General features: G+C 67.3%; 11 protein-coding genes. 6 read left to right on the top strand and 5 right to left on the bottom strand.

Annotated elements, in window-relative coordinates:
• The first annotated feature begins 129 nt into the window (after positions 1-129).
• From sbcD to HFGMBDPB_RS08270, 4 genes are all read left to right on the top strand, one after another.
• Positions 130-1,407 carry an exonuclease subunit SbcD gene (gene sbcD / locus HFGMBDPB_RS08255; RefSeq protein WP_212645191.1) on the top strand — a complete coding sequence of 426 codons (1,278 nt, stop codon included), beginning with the start codon at positions 130-132 and terminating at the stop codon, positions 1,405-1,407.
• Positions 1,404-4,901 carry an SbcC/MukB-like Walker B domain-containing protein gene (locus HFGMBDPB_RS08260; protein ID WP_212645192.1) on the top strand — a complete coding sequence of 1,166 codons (3,498 nt, stop codon included), beginning with the start codon at positions 1,404-1,406 and terminating at the stop codon, positions 4,899-4,901. Before sbcD ends, HFGMBDPB_RS08260 begins: the two co-directional genes overlap by 4 nt.
• Positions 4,902-4,983: 82 nt before the next feature.
• A complete protein-coding gene (locus HFGMBDPB_RS08265) occupies positions 4,984-5,922 on the top strand; it encodes a GSU2403 family nucleotidyltransferase fold protein (RefSeq protein ID WP_026062422.1) in 939 nt (312 codons plus the stop codon).
• A gap of 206 nt (positions 5,923-6,128) precedes the next feature.
• Complete coding sequence (locus HFGMBDPB_RS08270; protein WP_046988673.1) at positions 6,129-6,737, top strand: hypothetical protein; 609 nt, start codon at positions 6,129-6,131, stop codon at positions 6,735-6,737.
• 102 nt (positions 6,738-6,839) lie between these two features.
• Here the strand turns inward: HFGMBDPB_RS08270 and HFGMBDPB_RS08275 are convergent, their stop codons facing one another.
• From HFGMBDPB_RS08275 to HFGMBDPB_RS08285, 3 genes are all read right to left on the bottom strand, one after another.
• Complete coding sequence (locus HFGMBDPB_RS08275; protein ID WP_212645193.1) at positions 6,840-7,298, bottom strand: RDD family protein; 459 nt, start codon at positions 7,296-7,298, stop codon at positions 6,840-6,842.
• 113 nt (positions 7,299-7,411) lie between these two features.
• The gene (locus tag HFGMBDPB_RS08280; protein ID WP_016452086.1) at positions 7,412-8,476 is read right to left on the bottom strand and encodes an asparaginase; all 1,065 of its coding nucleotides are present in this window, start codon (positions 8,474-8,476) and stop codon (positions 7,412-7,414) included.
• Between the two features lie 109 nt (positions 8,477-8,585).
• Positions 8,586-9,092, bottom strand: coding sequence for a glutathione peroxidase (locus HFGMBDPB_RS08285; RefSeq protein ID WP_212645194.1), 507 nt, complete (start codon positions 9,090-9,092; stop codon positions 8,586-8,588).
• A gap of 232 nt (positions 9,093-9,324) precedes the next feature.
• On the opposite strand from HFGMBDPB_RS08285, the gene HFGMBDPB_RS08290 reads away from it, so the two are divergent.
• The gene (locus HFGMBDPB_RS08290; protein ID WP_016449875.1) at positions 9,325-9,894 is read left to right on the top strand and encodes a ferritin-like domain-containing protein; all 570 of its coding nucleotides are present in this window, start codon (positions 9,325-9,327) and stop codon (positions 9,892-9,894) included.
• Positions 9,895-10,057: 163 nt separating this feature from the next.
• Positions 10,058-12,583 carry a penicillin-binding protein 1A gene (locus HFGMBDPB_RS08295; RefSeq protein ID WP_212645195.1) on the top strand — a complete coding sequence of 842 codons (2,526 nt, stop codon included), beginning with the start codon at positions 10,058-10,060 and terminating at the stop codon, positions 12,581-12,583.
• Positions 12,584-13,210: 627 nt separating this feature from the next.
• Here HFGMBDPB_RS08295 and HFGMBDPB_RS08300 read toward each other — a convergent pair.
• Together HFGMBDPB_RS08300 and HFGMBDPB_RS08305 are read right to left on the bottom strand one after the other, a co-directional pair.
• Positions 13,211-13,990, bottom strand: coding sequence for a tyrosine-protein phosphatase (locus HFGMBDPB_RS08300; RefSeq protein ID WP_016449410.1), 780 nt, complete (start codon positions 13,988-13,990; stop codon positions 13,211-13,213).
• A 218-nt stretch (positions 13,991-14,208) separates the two neighbouring features.
• Positions 14,209-17,124: a DNA topoisomerase III gene (locus tag HFGMBDPB_RS08305; RefSeq protein WP_034368856.1), complete on the bottom strand. Its 2,916-nt coding sequence runs from the start codon at positions 17,122-17,124 to the stop codon at positions 14,209-14,211.
• Positions 17,125-17,195: the final 71 nt, after the last annotated feature.

Genomic DNA, 17,195 nt, shown 5'->3' on the forward strand with positions numbered 1-17,195 from the left:
GTCTCCTTGGTTGATGCGAACCGGGATGTTAGCTGCGGCAAGCCGTCCTGCTGTCACCCATGCGCGCCAGCGACCATACTGTCGCCCCCGCCAGAGCCGGCGGACATTGGACCCCGCGATACCGAAACCATGCGCCTTCTTCACACTTCCGACTGGCATCTGGGCCAGCACTTCATGGGCAAGAGCCGCCAGGCCGAGCATGCCGCGCTCATCGACTGGCTGCTGGAGCAGGTCGATGCCCAGGCGGTGGATGCCGTGCTCATCGCGGGCGATATCTTCGACACCGGCGCGCCGCCCAGCTATGCGCGCGAGCTGTACAGCCAGCTCGTGGTGCGCCTGCACGCGGCGGGCGTGGCCCTGCTGCTGCTGGGCGGCAACCATGACTCCGTGGCCACGCTGGCCGAAAGCCGCGCGCTGCTGGCCTGCCTGGACACCACCGTGGTGGCCGCCGTGGGCGAGGCGGCCAGCCACGTGGTGGAGTTGCCGCTGCGGCGCCGGCCGGGCCAGCCTGCCATGCCTGGCTGCATCGTCTGCGCCCTGCCCTTCATGCGCCCGCGCGACGTGATGCTGAGCCAGGCGGGCCAAAGCGCCGAGCAAAAACAGCAGGCGCTGCAGGCCGCCATCGAGGCCTGCTACCGCAACGTGCACGACGCCGCCATCGCTCGCCGTGATGCGCTGGCTGCCACACGCGGCGAGCGCCTGCCCATCGTCGCCACGGGCCACCTCACCACCGTGGGCGCCAGCAGCAGCGAGTCCGTGCGCGAAATCTATGTGGGCTCGCTGGACGCCTTCCCCACCTCGGCCTTTCCGCCCGCCGACTACGTGGCCCTGGGCCACATCCACCAGCCGCAGAAAGTGGGCGGCCTGGAGCACATCCGCTACAGCGGCTCACCCATTGCGCTGAGCTTTGACGAGGCCCGCCAGTCCAAGCAGATGCTGCTGGTGGACCTGGGCCCCGAAGGACTGCAGGCCGTCACGCCGCTGCCCGTTCCCTGCTTTCAGCCCATGGCCTCGGTGGCAGGCAGCCTGACCGCCTTGCCGGATCTGATGCGCGCCACCGCCCAGGCCGGCAGCCCTGCACGGCCCGTGTGGTTGGAGGTGGTGGTGGAGCAGGACGACTACCTGCTCCAGCTCACCGACCGCGTGCAGGCCTTGGCCGACGAGCTGCCCGTGGAACTGCTGCGCGTGCGGCGCCAGCGCGGCCGGGCGGTGGCCGGCATGGCCGCCGCCGCTGGCGAGTCGCTGCACGAGATCAGCCCCGCCGACGTCTTCGAGCACCGCCTGGCGCTGGAAACACTGGAGCCTGGCATGGCCCAGGCCCTCACCCGGCGCTACCAGGAGGTGGTGGCCGGGCTTGATGCGCCCCACCCAGGCGCCGGCGAACACGGCGAGGAGGCCCGCGCATGAAGATCCTTACGCTGCGGCTCAAGAACCTCAACTCGCTCAAGGGCGAATGGCGCATCGACTTCACGCAGGCACCGTTCGCGGGCAACGGCCTGTTCGCCATCACCGGGGCCACGGGCGCGGGCAAGTCCACCCTGCTCGATGCCATCTGCCTGGCGCTGTACCACGAGACACCGCGCCTGAAGACCATCTCGGCATCCGCCAACGACCTCATGACGCGCCACACGGCCGACTGTCTGGCCGAGGTCGAATTCGAGGTCAAGGGACAGGTCTACCGCGCCTTCTGGAGCCAGCGCCGCGCACGCGACAGGGTGGATGGCGCACTGCAGGCGCCCAAGGTGGAACTGGCCCGGGGCGACGGCAGCATCCTCAGCAGCCAGACGCGCGACAAGCTCGAGCAGACCGCCGCCATCACGGGGCTGGACTTCGATCGCTTCACCAAGTCCATGCTGCTGGCCCAGGGCGGCTTTGCGGCTTTTCTGCAAGCCAATGCCAATGAGCGCGCCGGCCTGCTGGAAGAGCTGACAGGCACCGAGATCTACGGCCTCATCTCGCAGAAAGTCTTCGAACGCGCCCGCGATGCGCGCCAGCGCCTGGACCAGCTCAAGGCCCAGGCCGATGGCGTGGAGTTGCTGACGCCCGAGGCGCGCGATGCCCTGCATGCCCAGGCCGACAGCCTGGTGACGGAGCAGGCCACGCTGCAGGCCGACTACCTGCGCGCCCAGGCCCAGCACCAATGGCAGCAGCAACTGGCCCAGGCCACCCAGACACTGCAGTCCGCCCGCACCGGCTGCGCAGACGCCGCCCAGGCACTGGAGCAGGCCACGCCCGAACTGGAAAGACTGGCCAACGACGAGCCTGCTCAAGCGCTGCAGCCGTTGCACCAGGCCTGGCAGCGCAGCACCGCCGCCTGCAATGACAGCCGCCAGCAACTGCAGCAACTGCGCGAGCACGAACAGCAGACCCAGACACGCCTGCTGCTGCAGCACCGCCATGCCCAGGCCCTGTCCGCCCGCCTGGCCCAGGCTGCGCAAGACACCCTGGCCCGCCAGCAGGCCGAGCACCAAACGCTGGAACAGTTCTGCACCCACCATGCAGCCCATGCCCTGCTGGGCGAGCGCCTGGGCAGCTGGCGCCAGCAGTTCAAGCTGCGCGCCAGCCAGCAACAGCAGGCGGCCCACCAGCAGCAGGCCCTGCGCAAGCTGGATGCCGAACAGGCCCGCATGGCGCAAAGCGTCGAAGCCGGCGCGGCCCAGGTCCAAGCCGCCACCGATGCCCAGGCCCGCGCCAGCGCCGCACTCCAGCACGCGCAGGACGAACAGGCGCAGCGCCTTCAAGGCAGCGGCGGCATGGCCGAGCTGCGCGCGCGCGAGCAGGCAGAGCAGGACCGCCTGCACCTGTGGCGCCAGGCAGAAACCCAGGCCGCGCAGCGCCGCGAACTTGCGCGCCAGCAACAGACACTGGCCCGGGAATTGCGCGAAGGAACAGCACTGGCGCAGCAGCAGACGGACACCTGGCAAGCCCTGCGCACGCGCTACATAGACGTGCGAGAACAGGTCCGCGACAAGCAAAAGCTGCTGGCCCAGGAGCAGCGCATCCAAAGCCTGTCCGAGCACCGCCACGCCCTGCAGCCCGGCCAGCCCTGCCCGCTGTGCGGCGCGCAAGAGCACCCGGCCGTGGCCGCCTACGAAGCGCTGGACGCCTCGGCCACCGAAGCCGCGCTGCGCCGCAAGCAGGAGGAACTCGACGCCCTGCAAACCCAGGGCGAAACCGCCCGCGCCACGCTGGCCGCCACCACGGCCGCGCAGGCGGCGCGCCAGCGCCAGGCCGACGAACTGGAACAGGACATCGCACGCTGGCACGACACATGGAACGACACATGGCAGGGCCTCACGCAACCCCTGCAACTCGCGCCAGACAGTTGGCAACAGGCCGACACCCTCGCCGCATCGGCCCAGGCCTGCGCCCGGCAGCTGGACACGCTCAAGCGCGCCGTGCAGGCCGCCGAGCAAGGCGAGCAGGCCGTGCAACAGGCCAAGGACGCCGCCCAGCACAGCCGCCAGACACTGCAGACCGCGCAAGGCCAGCTTGCGCTGCAGCAGCAGGCCCTGGCCGACCACAGCGCACGCCGCGAAGAACTGCAGCAATCCATCGCCGGCCTGCAGGCCGAAGCCCAGGCGCTGAACGCGCAGTTGCAGGCTTCGCTCGGCGAGGCCGGCCACACCCTGCCCGACGACGCCCAGCCCTGGCTTGAAGCGCGCGAAGCCGAATGGCAGCACTGGCAGCAGGCCCGGCACGACCTGCAGCAACTGGCCCAATCGATGGCCTTGCAGCGCAAGGAATGCGAGGCGGCCGAGGCCGATGCGCAGCGCTGGAAAAAGCAGTCGGAAACACAGTGGGAGGCACAGTGCGAGGTGCAGAGAACGGCGCAGCACCATCCCGTCGATACGGCTGTGGCAGAGCCGCCTTCCCTGCCCTTGCCGCCCCTGGAACAGCTGCCGCAGGCCCTGGCCGAATGCGCCAGCGACATCGCCGCTCTCACGCGGCAGCAGGATGCCCTGCAAGGCCAGCAGCAACAGGCCCAGGCCACGCTGGCCCGCCAGCGCGAGGAAGCGGCCAAGGCCGAATCCGCATGGCAGGCCGCCCTGAGCACCAGCCCCTTTGCCGACGAACCCGCCTACCTGCAGGCCCTGCTGCCCGCACCCGAACGCCAGCGCCTGGTCGCGCTGCGCCAGCAACTGCAGGCGGCACAACAGCGCGCTGCCACCCTGCTCGAAGCCGCACAGCGCGAGCACGCGCAACTGCAGGCCCAGGCCCTGACCGAGGCGGCGCCCGAAGAAATCCAGGCCCGCCTGCAAACGCTGGAGGAACGCCGCAACGCACTCAGCGAACAACTGGGCGGCGTCCGCACCCAGCTGGCCGACGACCAGGGCCGCCGCCAGGGCCAGCAGGCCCTGTTCGAGCGCATTGCGGCCCAGGCCAGCGACAGCGAGCTGTGGCAGCACCTGGACGGCCTCATCGGCTCGGCCAAGGGGGACAAATACCGGCGCTTTGCCCAAGGCCTCACGCTGGACCACCTGCTGCACCTGGCCAACCTCCACCTGTCGCGCCTGCACGGCCGCTACCTGCTGCGCCGCAAGCCCGAGGGCGAGCTGGAACTGGACATCGTCGACAGCTGGCAGGGCGACACCCCGCGCGACACGCGCACGCTATCGGGCGGCGAGGCCTTCCTCGTCAGCCTGGCCCTGGCCCTGGCGCTGTCCGACCTGGTCAGCCACAAGACCTCCATCGACTCCCTGTTCCTCGACGAAGGCTTCGGCACGCTCGATGCCGACACGCTGGAGATCGCACTCACCGCGCTGGACCGGCTCAACGACAGCGGCAAGATGATCGGCATCATCAGCCACGTGGAGGCGCTCAAGGAACGCATCGCCGTGCAGGTGCGGGTGGAGAAAGGCGGTGGCGTGGGGCATTCGAGGCTGGTGGTTTCTTCGTGATCCGAAGCGTTTCAAAATCTCTTAGGCTGTTGTTTTTAAAAGAATTTCGGTATAAAAGAGAAATTCTCAAAAAAATACCGAAATGCAAGACCTCCAGCCATCAGCGGCCCGCCAGTACATAGACGCCGTATCCACCTTCGAAGCCCTGGAAGAAGCCCGGGATGAAGGGGCTCAAGTACGCGGTGGCATGTATTGGCATGCGGGTCCGGCGTCGTCTCCTCAATCCAGCTACCTGATCCGCACCACGCCTGCGGGCGCCGAAACCAGCCTCGGTCTTCGCACGCCGGAAACCGAAGCCATCTATGAACGCTTCATGCAGCGCAAACAGGAAAGCGCCGAGCGTTTGGCCGGGCTCAAGGCCGCATTGGCCCAGCACCAGCGACTGAATCGTGCGCTGCGCGTAGGCAGGGTGGACCCGCTGGTGGTGGAGCTGCTCAACCGTCTGTCGATCACCGGGCTGAGTCCGCACTTTCGCGTGGTAGGAACGCATGCGCTTTACGCGTACGAGGCAGCAGCCGGCTTGCGGCTACAGGCAGATGCCCTGGCCACGCGCGACATGGACCTGTTGTGGGATACCCGCAAGCGGCTGCAATTTGCCACGCAACTCGCCCGCGTAGACAGCTCCATGCTCGGCGTACTGAAGAAGGTGGACAGCACGTTCCGCCTGCGCAAAAGCCAGCTCTACACGGCCGTCAACAAAGACGGTTTTGAAGTGGACATCATCCGTCGCGAACGTGTGGCAGACGATCCCCACCCCATCAAACTCAGCGACGCCGAGGAAGACTTCTGGGTGGCCCAGGCCAGGCGTGCCAACGTGCTGCTGGATGCGCCACCGTTTTCAGCCGTCATCGTCGCCAGCAATGGAGCCATGGCGCGCATGCATACCGTCCACCCGGCAACCTTCGTCGCGTTCAAGCGATGGATGGCCGGCCTGCGCGAGCGAGAGGCCATCAAGCGCAGGCGGGATGTACTGCAAGCGGACGTGGTGCAAGCGCTGGTGGACGGGTACTTGCCTCTATGAGTGCTTTCGGATACGTCTGAGACCTGTGCAATTTGTGAGCAGGCAGGCCTGGGTTCAACGCACATATGGGAAGTCATTGCGTGCCACTGCTTTGCTCTGCTCTGCAGCTCAATACAGAACTGTCACCAAACTGCCTCCCAACGCCTGCACCATCCTGCGGGCACGGCCTGCGTGGCCGCCGTTCACTCCTTTTCAAGGACCGTTCCATGCAAGTGCGCTTTCCCAATCCCTTCGGCCTGGCCCTGCCCGACGCCCAGGCGGTGCGCGAATACCAGGCCGAGCAAGGCTTCTCCGACGCCTACGCGCAGTTCCTGATCACGCAGAACGGCCTGGACTTCGACCGGCTCGAAGCGGCGCCCGACCGCGAGGACTACCTGCAGGCCGACGACGAGACCGGCGACAACCACGCCTGGCTGCGCACCCTGCACCACTTCCGCGCAGGCTCGGAGCACTGCGACGTGGAGGACCACCAGCGCGAGAACCTGTTTGCCGCGCACTTCATGGTCATTGGCCATGACCCCGGCGGCAACCCCTTCGTGGAAGTGCTGCACGGCGCCTTCAAGGGCCGCATCGGCAGCCTGGACCATGAGCTGTTTGCGGGCTGCGAGGACCTGGAGCAGTTCCTCGAAGAAATGGAACTGAACGGCTTTGCCGCCGCCAGCGTGGACGAGCAGACCGACATGCTTTGCGACGAAGACCAGGGCCTGATCTGGTTCCACGCCAGCAGCATGGACAGCTTCTTGCAGCAATGCGTGTTCTGCGACGAGGACGGCTCGGGCTTCGTGGTGGACGAGCCGGGGTTGGAAGAGGATTGAGCCACGGGGCGGGCCTTGCTCGCAGCCTGGCAGACAGCCAGAAGGCGTTGAAGCAGGCCGAGGCACAAACGGCCAGCGCGCTGGAGCAGTGCGATATGGATATCAGTGAAACTTCACCGGCTGCACGCCCCGGTGCTTGGGCCTGACCACCACGGTGCCCGCAATCTTGTCGTGCCAGCCTTGCTTGCGCGGGTCAAAGGCCACCCAGATCAGCCCCAGGCACAGCGGGATGATGGACACGAAATAGGCCAGATAGCGAATGACGGCCTGCTGTGTGCTCATGTCCGCGCCGGTCTGCGCGTCCACGATCCGGGCGGCGATGAGCATCTTGCCCGGCGTGGCCTGTTTCTTGATCCAGAAGATGACGACGGCAATGGCAGGCAGCACCCAGGAGATGACGAAATCGGCCGGGCCGTGCAACAGTTTTTCGGACTCCAGGTATTCCCATCCGTAGATGGAGATCAGGGCCGGCAGCATGAGCACGAGCAGGATCACGGTGTCGATCAGCGCGGCGCCGGTGCGGGCCCAGAAGCCTACGTATTCGAGATCGTTATCCTGCATGGTGCGCCCTGGTTGGCATATGGGGCTGCCAGTGTGCCACCTCGGTGCCCCGCCAGAAATGCCGCGCAAGGCCAGGGCCTGCGCGGCAGCGTTGCGGCGGCCTGTCGGTCGAACTATCGATCGAATACCGCCTGCAGGTCCTTCTGCCCCGTCACGCCGGACTGCAGCGCCAGCATCAGCAGGATCCGCGCCTTGGGCGCGCGCAGGTCGTCGGCCATGACGGCGCCGGCCTCGAACGAGGTCTTGCCGCCGCCCTCGAAGCCGTAGCTGGGCATGACGCGGCCGTTGTGCACGCGCGTGCTGACGACCACGGGCACGTTCTTGCCGATGGCGTACTTGGCGGCATCGAGCATGGCGACGTTCATGTTGCCCATGCCCAGGGCGTCGATGACGATGCCCTTGACGCCACGGTCCACCGCCTGGCGCACGGCCTGGCCGTTGGCGCCGCCGTACATGGGGAAGATCTCCACCTCGGGCATGGTCTGCGCCTGGATGGGCAGGTGCTGGCGGCGCGCGGGGGCGGAGGCGAAGCTGACGCGGTCCGGGTAGACCTCGCCCAGAAAGCCGAATTCACCCGAGCGGAAGGTCTCCACGTTGGCCGTGTGTGTCTTGGTAACGTAGCGCGCGGCGTTGATCTGGTTGTTCATGGCCAGCATGGCGCCCTTGTCGCGCGCCTTGGGGTCCACGGCGATGCGCACGGCGTTGAGCAGGTTGCGCGGCCCGTCGAAGTCGGACACCGAGGCATTGCGCTGCGCGCCGATGAGCACGACGGGCTTGGACGACTGCACGGTCAGGTCCAGCCAGAAGGCGGTTTCCTCCAGCGTGTCCGTGCCGTGCGAGACGATGGCGCCAGCCACCTCAGGGCGGGCCAGCGCGGCCTGTACGGCCTGGGTGAGCTGCACCCAGCGGGCCGGGTCCATGTAGTCGGAGGGCACGTTGGACAGGTTGTTGACCTGGATACGCGCGTACTTGCCCACGTCGGGCACGGTGGCCAGCAGGTCGTCGCCCGAGATCGCGGGCACGGGCGCGTTCTTGACCGGGTCGATCTTCATGGCGATGGTGCCGCCCGTGGCGATGAACTGGACCACGGGCTTGTCCTGGGCGGCGGCGCTGGTAGCAATCATGGGCAGGGTGCAGGCAGTGAGCAGGGCGAGGGCGGTGCGGCGGAAGGCTTTCACGGGTGTTGTCTCCTTGTTGTGATGTCAAGGAGCATGCTAATCATGGCGTGCGGCCGGCCCGCGCTGCCGGCCCTGCGTGAAACCCTGATGGACAGGCGCGGTCAGCGCATCAAAGCGCCAGCGCGGCCTCGATGTCCGTGGACAGCTTGGCCGGCGCATCCTGCGGCGCATAGCGGCGGATGACCTGGCCGTCGCGGCCGACGAGAAATTTGGTGAAGTTCCACTTGATGGCCTTGGTGCCCAGCACGCCCGGCGCCTCGGCCGTGAGCCAGCGGTACAGCGGGTGGGCGTTGGCGCCGTTGACGTCGATCTTGCCCATGACCGGGAAGCGCACGCCAAAGTTCAGGTCGCAGAAACTGGCGATTTCCGATTCGCTGCCCTTTTCCTGGGAACCGAACTGGTTGCACGGAAAGCCCAGCACCACCAGGCCGCGCTCGCCGTACTGCTCATGCAGCGCCTGCAGTCCCGCGTACTGCGGAGTGAAGCCGCAGGCGCTGGCGGTGTTGACGATGAGCAGCACCTTGCCGCGGTAGTCCGACAGGGGGACGGCCTGGCCCGTGATGGAGGTGGCCTCGAAGTCGTAGGCCGAGCGGGGCGCGGCGGCGGTGTCATTCATGCGGTGCTCCTGGAGTGGAGCATCCATGGTAGCGCCGGGACACCCGGGGGCGCGCTGGCCGGGCATGGGGATGCGGACTTGTCTCACAGACAGCAGGCGGCCAAAAACTTACCTTGGAAGGCAACAGGCGGGCACAGCGGCCCGCCTGGTCCCGTTTCGCTGGCAGGTGTTTACAAGCCGCATAGGCGCATGCCTGCCGTAGTTTCCGTCCCACGATGAAGAGACCACCTGTATGAACACCAACAGCACCCCCACGAAGCAAGCCAAATCCAACCCCGGCAACGGCCACCTGGCGCTGGACCCCAAGGCCCTGGAGGCTGCCAAGCGCAGCCTGGACGATGGCGCCGTGACCCCGCATTTCGGGCCCTGGCGCGAGGACATCATCAAGCTGCTCAATGACTCGCTGGCCACCGAGCTGGTGTGCGTGATGCGCTACAAGCGCCATCACTTCACCGCCGTGGGCCTGGCCTCGCCGGCCATCGCCGACGAGTTCCTGGTCCATGCCAACGAGGAAATGGCCCACGCCGACAAGCTGGCCCAGCGCATCGTGCAGCTGGGCGGCGAGCCCGACTTCAACCCCCAGACGCTGACCCAGCGCAGCCATGCCGACTACAACGGCGAGACGGACCTGAAGGCCATGATCCGCACCAACCTGATCGCCGAGCGCGTGGCCATCGAGGCCTACAGCCAGATGATCGACCTGATCGGCGACAAGGACCCGACCACGCGCCGGCTGATCGAATCCATCCTGGAGCAGGAGCAGGAGCATGCGGACGAGCTGTCCGACTGGCTGGAGAAATAAGCACTTCCCGCCAGTACACGCCAGCCCGACAATACCGGGGCTTGGCCCATAGGCAAGGCACCCCGCGCGAGCGGGGTGCCGTTTTTTTGGGCATTCTCTAGCCTTCGCGGAATGGTCCCGCCCTATCGGCCCTGATGTCCTGTCATCAGGGCCGTCTTGCAATATGCGCTTTTCTTTCAATGACTTGAAGCTGCCCGACGCTGTGCTCGCAGCCTGGCAAAGGCTGCTGGCCAGCCGCATCGGCCAGCGCGTGGCGGCCCTGCCCTGGTGGCACCGCTGGCCCACCCGGCGCGAATGGCTGCTGTTCGCCGCTGCGCTGCCGCTGCTGTTCGCGCTGTATGTGCTGGCCCTGATCCCGTTCACGCCCGGCATCCGCGACATACGCAAGGCCAAGCTGGAGCAGCCAGCCCAGATCATGAGCGCGGATGGCAAGCAGCTCGCACAGTTCAAGCGCAGCAACCGGCAGTGGGTGAAGCTCGACGAGATGTCGCCCTCGGTGATCAAGGCGCTGATCGCCACCGAGGACCACCGCTTCTACGAGCACCACGGCATGGACTGGCGCCGCACGCTGGGCTCGGTGGTGCACACGCTGCGCGGCGATCCGCAGGGCGGCTCCACCCTCACCCAGCAGCTCGCACGCAACCTGTACCCGACCGAAATCGGCCGCGCGCCCACGCTCAACCGCAAGCTCAAGGAGGCGATCACGGCCTTCAAGATCGAGGCGCTCTACACCAAGGACGAGATCCTCGAGACCTATCTGAACACCGTGCCCTTCCTCTACAACGCCTTCGGCATAGAGATGGCGGCGCGCACCTATTTCGACAAGCCGGCCGCGCGGCTGACGGTGCTGGAAAGCGCCACGCTGGTGGGCATGCTCAAGGGCACGAGCTACTACAACCCCGTGCTCAACCCCGACCGCGCGCTGTACCGCCGCAACACGGTGCTGTCGCAAATGGTCAAGCGCGGCGTGCTGCAGGAGGCCGAGTTCGCCCAGCTCAAGAAGCGCCCCATGCGCATCAACTTCGAGCGCCAGGAAGAGCCCCTGGGCATGGCGCCGCACTTCGCGCAGCATCTGCGCAAGTGGCTGATCGACTGGGCCGACCGCAACGACTACAACATCTACACCGATGGCCTGGTGGTGCACACCACCATCGACTCGCGCCTGCAGAACTGGGCCAACCAGGCCGTGGCGCGCCAGACGCGCACGCTGCAGGGCGTGGCCAATGGCGCCTGGAGCCAGCGCGACGGCTGGAACGCCTCCAACCCGCTGGTGCAGCAACTCGTGCGAGAGACCCCCGCCTGGCGTGCCGCGCGCAAACGCGCGGACAGCCAAGGCAAGGACAAGGCAACGGACAAGGACAGCGAGGAAGATACCCTCAAGGCCCTGCTGGCCGACAAGGCCTTCATGAAGCAGCTGCGCGAGGACAAGACCCGCGTGCAGGCAGGCTTCGTGGCGCTGAACCCGGCCACCTCCGAAGTGCTGGCATGGGTAGGCAGCCGCGACTTCACGCAGGACGCCTACGACCACGTGCAGCAGGCACGGCGCCAGCCCGGCTCCACCTTCAAGCCCTTTGTCTATGGCGCCGCGCTGCAGCAGGGCGCCACCCCCGACGACAAGCGCGTGGACAGCCCCGTGGAAATCCAGCTGGCCGGCGGCGAAGTCTGGCGCCCCACCGACGCCACGCCCCCCACGGGCCGCGAGATGACGCTGCGCGACGCCCTGGCCTACTCCAAGAACACCATCACCGCCGAAGTCATGCAGTCCGTGGGTCCCGCCCGCGTGGCACGCCTGGCCCGCGCCCTGGGCGTGCGCCAGAGCCCGCTGGACGAGGTTCCCGCCCTGGCCCTGGGCAGCAGCCCGGTGTCACTGCTGGAGATGGTCAACGCCTATGCCAGCCTGGCCCACGGTGGCCGCTGGCTGCCACCCATGATGGTCACGCGCATCGAGGACGCCGACGGCAAGGTCATCGCCGAGTTCAGCCCGCCCAAGCCCGAGCGCGCGCTGGACGAAGGCCACGCCTACGCCCTGGTGGACATGCTGCGCGCCGTGGTGGACAAAGGCACGGCCGTGGCCGTGCGCCAGCGCTACGGCATCCACGCCGACGTGGCCGGCAAGACCGGCACCACCCAGGGCAATGCCGATGGCTGGTTCATCCTCATGCACCCGGAAATCGTCACCGGCGCCTGGGCCGGCTTCAACGACGCGCGCATCACCCTGCGCAGCGACCGCTGGGGCCAGGGCTCGCGCAGCGCCCTGCCCATGGTGGGAGACTTCATGTCCCGCGCCCTGCGCAGCCCCGTCATCGACGCCAAGGCCCGCTTCGAGCCACCCGAACAAAGCCACTGGTGGTCCGACATGGTCGGCCGCCTGCGCGAACGCATGCAGGGCTGGTGGGCCGACCAGCAGCCGCCCGCACAGCCCGGCCAACCCGCCACCCCGGAGCCGGCTCCGACCCCTGAACCCGCACCCGAGCCCACGGAGCCACCCGGCCCGGGCCTGTCGCCCGGCGAGGAAATCATAGAAAGCACCCCCGCCCTGCCCGCCCCCAACATCCCCCTCACCCAGGGCACGCTGGGCCCCACGGACCAGCGCGCAGTGCAGGAAGCCACCCCCGCCACGCCCGCCCTGCCCGGCGGCGAAGACGCCCCCGCAGGCACCGGCGTGGTGATCACGCCGATCCAGCCCTGACCCGGCTGGCTGTTGGCTGTTGGCTGTTGGCTGTTCCCCAGCCTCCCCCCCTTCTGCCCACGCCTGCGTTGGGCGGGATGCGGGGTGGCAAGCCTGCCGAAGGACAGGCTTGCTTCGTTGTCTAGCTCGCCGTGAGTTTTGAGTGAAGCGCGCAGCGCGCAACGAGTTTCACGGCGCACCCCGCATCCCGCACAACGCAGGTCGCCCGCAGCGAAGCGAAGGGTCGTGGGCAGTGGGGCGCGCTTCTTTGCCTACTTTCTTATCGCGCGATAAGAAAGTAGGTCGGCCGCCGGGCCGAAACCCGGCCTCGAAAAACAACCACCCGGCAGGGACAAATCCAGCGAAAGAACCAAAGCACAAAGAGTCACCGCGAAGTCCGCGTATGACTCACATTGGCATCCACAGTCCCAAACACCGTCACCCCACTGCCACTGGACGCCTGGCTCCCCGCAACATCCCCAGGCACCCCGCCCGCACAGCCAGCCAGCCCCACACTCAGGGCCACCAGCACCATCGCGGCCAGCTCACGCATGCCGTATTTCATCGCAATCTCCTTGAACTCCGGCGCAACCGACCGGCACAGCCCATGTTAGCCGCGCCACCCTGCCGCCCCGTGAGCGAAGGTAATCACCCTTCGAGGTAAAGCGCGGCCAGCCGCTCGCGTGCCGCACTGTCGATGCCCAGCGCATCCCGCAGATACCCTTCCATCCCCCCGAAGTCGGCCCGCACCATGTCGGTGGCGGCCGCAAGGTAGGAGGCCTGCACGCGCCACAGCACATCCATCACTTCGGCTGGCATGGGGGCGAAGGTGGTAGCGGGCCGCTGGTAGAGCTGGTTGGTCAGCAGGTAGTCCTGCATCACGGTGTCCTCGTCCACGCCCAGCGCGGTGAGCAGCAAGGCGGCAGCCCAGCCCGTGCGGTCCTTGCCGGCCGTGCAGTGGAAGACCAGCGGATCCTGGCTGTCCAGCAGCAGCTGGAACAACTGTGCAAAGCGCGGTGCGTAGGCGTGCACGAAGCTGCGGTAGGTGTCCTGCATCAGCTCCTCGGCATGGGCGGCCGTGAGGTCGTTGCCTGCGGCGATCAGGGCACTGGCGCGCTGCACCACGGTGGGCTCGACGATGAGCGCATGGCGGGCAATGCCCGGCCATTCGTAGGCCAGGTGGGCGCTTTCCATCTTGCCCCGGAAGTCCGCGCTGCGCGCGAGCTTCAGGCCCTGCAGCACGTCCAGGTCCGCTGCGCTGAGGCCAGCCAGGTGGTCTGCACGGAACAGCGTGCGCCAGCGCACGCGCCGGCCATCCAGGCCCGCGTAGCCACCGAGGTCTCGGAAGTTGGAGGCGCCGTCCAGGCGGATGGAGCGCGAGGGCGCCGGGGAGGAAGCAGCGGCGGCAGCTGCTGCCGGGGTGAGCATTTCGGTATCCATGCCCGCTAGATTAGCCCAAGCATGTGTTGCCCCCATGTCAGGCCGGCGACCCGCTGGCGTAGAGCTCAAACACTGCCCTCAAAACTGGCGCGCCCCAAAGCCAGGGACACCGAGGAAGGGCCTAAGCCGGCCGCGCCGCCCCGCACCGAGGGTGTCGTCCCCCTCCCTCGCGGAGCGAGTAAAGAGGGGGAAGGCGCGTAAGCGCCTCAGGGGGTGAGATGTTTCCCCACGATGCCGGCCAGCTCGAACATGTTCACGCTGTCCTTGCCGAAGACGGGCCGCAGCTTGTCGTCGGCGCGGATGACACGCTTGTCCTTGGGGTCCTGCAGGTTCTGGGCCTTGACGTATTCCCACAGCTTCTTGACCACCTCGGTTCGCGCCACCGTGCCTTCGCCGATGACGGCGGCCAGGGCCGCGCTGGGCTGCAACGTGCCGGCGGCCGGCTTGCGCGCAGTCTTGGTGGCGGTCTTTGCCGTGGTCTTGGCCGCGGCCTTCTTGGCAGGTGCCTTCTTGGCCGGCGCGCTCTTGGCGGCCGCTGTCTTGCGCGGCGGGTATTTGCTGTCGCGCTGCTCGAACTCGAAGTTCACCTTGCCGGCCGCGCCGTCCCACACCAGGAAGGCCTTGAAGCTGCGCCGCGTGCGGTTGGAGACGAACTTGTCCAGCAGGTCGGTCTTGCCGGTCTGCAGCAGCTTTTGCATCTGCTCGCGCTCTATGGGCTGCTGCAGGATGATCTGCCCGCTCTTGAAGTCGCAGCTGGGCGTGGCCTGGGCCAGCGTGGGCACGGCCTTGGCGCAGACGTAGTTGCTGCCGTGCTCGAAGACGGGCGCGCCGCACTTGGGGCAGGGGCCCAGCGATTGCTGGCTGGCGAAGTCCACCAGCTCGCCCGTGTCTTCGGAAGCGGCGTCGTCGCCGAAGTCGAACTCGAGCTTGTAGTTGCCGCCTTCCTCATCGTGCACGATGGTGACCTCGGCCACGAAGGGCCAGCCTGCCTTGGAGCGAAAGCCGTCCAGAGGGCCCAGGCGGCGGTCGCGCAGCAGTTGCTCGGCCTCGGCCGTCTCGAAGGTGCGGCCTGCAGGCGACTTGGTGAACGAGAAGCCGCAGCCCGCGCCCTGGCCGTCGCTGCCCGTGCAGCCGTAGCGGCGGTAGTTCTCCTTGACCACGCCGCCGCAGTTGGGGCAAGGCGTGGACAGGGTGGCGTAGTCGCCGGGCACGGTGTCTCGGTCGTATTCCTTGGCCTTCTTGACCAGCTTTTCCGTCATGGACTGGATCTGCTGCATGAAGGCATCGCGCGAGAGCTGGCCCTTTTCCATCTGGGCCAGCTTGTATTCCCATTCACCGGTGAGGTCGGCGCGCGAGAGCTCTTCCACGCCCAGGCCGCGCAGCAGCGTCATGAGCTGGAAGGCCTTGGCCGTGGGAATCAGCTCGCGGCCTTCGCGCAGCATGTACTTTTCGGTCAGCAGGCCTTCGATGATGGCCGCGCGCGTGGCAGGCGTGCCCAGGCCCTTTTCCTGCATGGCCTCGCGCAGCTCGTCGTCCTCCACCTGCTTGCCCGCGCTTTCCATGGCGCCCAGCAGCGTGGCTTCGGAGTAGCGCGCGGGCGGCTTGGTCTTGAGGCCCTTGGGATCGACCTGGCCGGCGCGCGGCTGCTCGCCGGGCTGCACCGCGACCAGGGGCTGGCCCTTGTCGCCGTCCTTGCCGCCTTCGACCTCGTTGGCGGCCTCCTTGCCGTAGATGGCCAGCCAACCGGGCTTGACCAGGATCTTGCCTTCGGTCTTGAAGCTGTGCTGCTCGACCTTGCTGATGCGCGTGGTCACCTGGTGCTCGGCACTCGGGAAGAACACGGCCATGAAGCGGCGCACGACGAGGTCATAGAGCTTTTGCTCGGCCTCGGACAGGCCGCTGGGCGCCTGCGTGGTCGGGATGATGGCAAAGTGATCCGACACCTTGCTGTTGTCGAAGATGCGCTTGGTCGGGCGCACATAGTTCTCGTCCAGCGCCTGCTGGGCAAAGGGCGCCAGGTGGCGCATGCCGCTGCCGGCCAGCATGGCGAAGGTCTGGTGCGCCACGGGCACGTAGTCCTCGGGCAGGGCGCGCGAGTCGGTACGCGGGTAGGTCAGGGCCTTGTGGCGCTCGTACAGGCTTTGCGCCAGCGCCAGCGTGGTCTTGGCCGAGAAGCCGAACTTGCCGTTGGCCTCGCGCTGCAGGCTGGTCAGGTCGAACAGCAGCGGGCTGGCCTGGGACGTGGGCTTGGACTCCTCGGTGACCTGGGCCGGCTTGCCGCGCACGGCGTCGGCGATGGCCTGGGCGTCGCGCTGGTTCCAGATGCGGTCGGCGCGGGCTTCCGCATCCTCGCTCTTCTTCCATTGGGGATCGAACCACTTGCCCAGGTACTGGCCGGCCTGCGCGTCGAAGGCGGCATGCACTTCCCAGTAGTCGCGGCTGACGAACTTGCGGATCTTTTCCTCGCGCTCCACCACCAGGGACAGCGTGGGCGTCTGCACGCGGCCCACGGTGGTCAGGAAGAAGCCGCCGTCGCGCGAATTGAAGGCCGTCATGGCGCGCGTGCCGTTGATGCCCACCAGCCAGTCGGCCTCGGAGCGGCTGCGCGCCGCGCTGGCAAGGCCCTGCATCTGGCTGTCGCTGCGCAGGTTCTGGAAGCCGTCGCGGATGGCCTGCGGCGTCATGGACTGCAGCCACAGGCGCTTGACCGGCTTGCCCAGACCCTTGCCGTCCGGCTTGGCACCTGCAGCGTACTGCTCGATCAGGCGGAAGATCAGCTCACCCTCGCGGCCCGCGTCGCAGGCGTTGATGAGTTCGGTGACGTCCTTGCGCTTGGCCAGCTTGACCACGGCATTGAGCCGGCTCTTGGTCTTGTCCACGGGCTTGAGGTCGAAATACGGCGGGATCACCGGCAGGTTGGCAAAACTCCATTTGCCGCGCTTGACGTCGAATTCCTCGGGCGCCTGGATTTCCACCAGGTGGCCCACGGCGCTGGTCACGACGTAGTGTTCGCTCTCGAAGTATTCATCGTGCTTGTCGAATTTGCCCGCCACCGGAGTCAACGCGCGGACGATGTCCTGCGCGACCGAAGGCTTCTCAGCAATCACCAGGGTCTTTGTCATTGTGTGTACTCGTCATTCCCCGCAGGAGCTGCATGTCGCATGCCTGCGCTTCTACAATCCATGGCTCACGC

Source organism: Delftia sp. PE138, assembly GCF_018320755.1.
Classification (GTDB): Bacteria; Pseudomonadota; Gammaproteobacteria; order Burkholderiales; family Burkholderiaceae_C; genus Comamonas; species Comamonas tsuruhatensis.

Bases quoted from the DNA above. Each gene is read 5' to 3' on its own strand.
- sbcD (WP_212645191.1), top strand. From the start codon at position 130: ATGCGCCTTCTTCACACTTCCGACTGGCATCTGGGCCAGCACTTCATG.
- HFGMBDPB_RS08260 (WP_212645192.1), top strand. From the start codon at position 1,404: ATGAAGATCCTTACGCTGCGGCTCAAGAACCTCAACTCGCTCAAGGGC.
- HFGMBDPB_RS08265 (WP_026062422.1), top strand. From the start codon at position 4,984: ATGCAAGACCTCCAGCCATCAGCGGCCCGCCAGTACATAGACGCCGTA.
- HFGMBDPB_RS08270 (WP_046988673.1), top strand. From the start codon at position 6,129: ATGCAAGTGCGCTTTCCCAATCCCTTCGGCCTGGCCCTGCCCGACGCC.
- HFGMBDPB_RS08275 (WP_212645193.1), bottom strand. From the start codon at position 7,298: ATGCAGGATAACGATCTCGAATACGTAGGCTTCTGGGCCCGCACCGGC.
- HFGMBDPB_RS08285 (WP_212645194.1), bottom strand. From the start codon at position 9,092: ATGAATGACACCGCCGCCGCGCCCCGCTCGGCCTACGACTTCGAGGCC.
- HFGMBDPB_RS08290 (WP_016449875.1), top strand. From the start codon at position 9,325: ATGAACACCAACAGCACCCCCACGAAGCAAGCCAAATCCAACCCCGGC.
- HFGMBDPB_RS08295 (WP_212645195.1), top strand. From the start codon at position 10,058: ATGCGCTTTTCTTTCAATGACTTGAAGCTGCCCGACGCTGTGCTCGCA.
- HFGMBDPB_RS08300 (WP_016449410.1), bottom strand. From the start codon at position 13,990: ATGCTCACCCCGGCAGCAGCTGCCGCCGCTGCTTCCTCCCCGGCGCCC.
- HFGMBDPB_RS08305 (WP_034368856.1), bottom strand. From the start codon at position 17,124: ATGACAAAGACCCTGGTGATTGCTGAGAAGCCTTCGGTCGCGCAGGAC.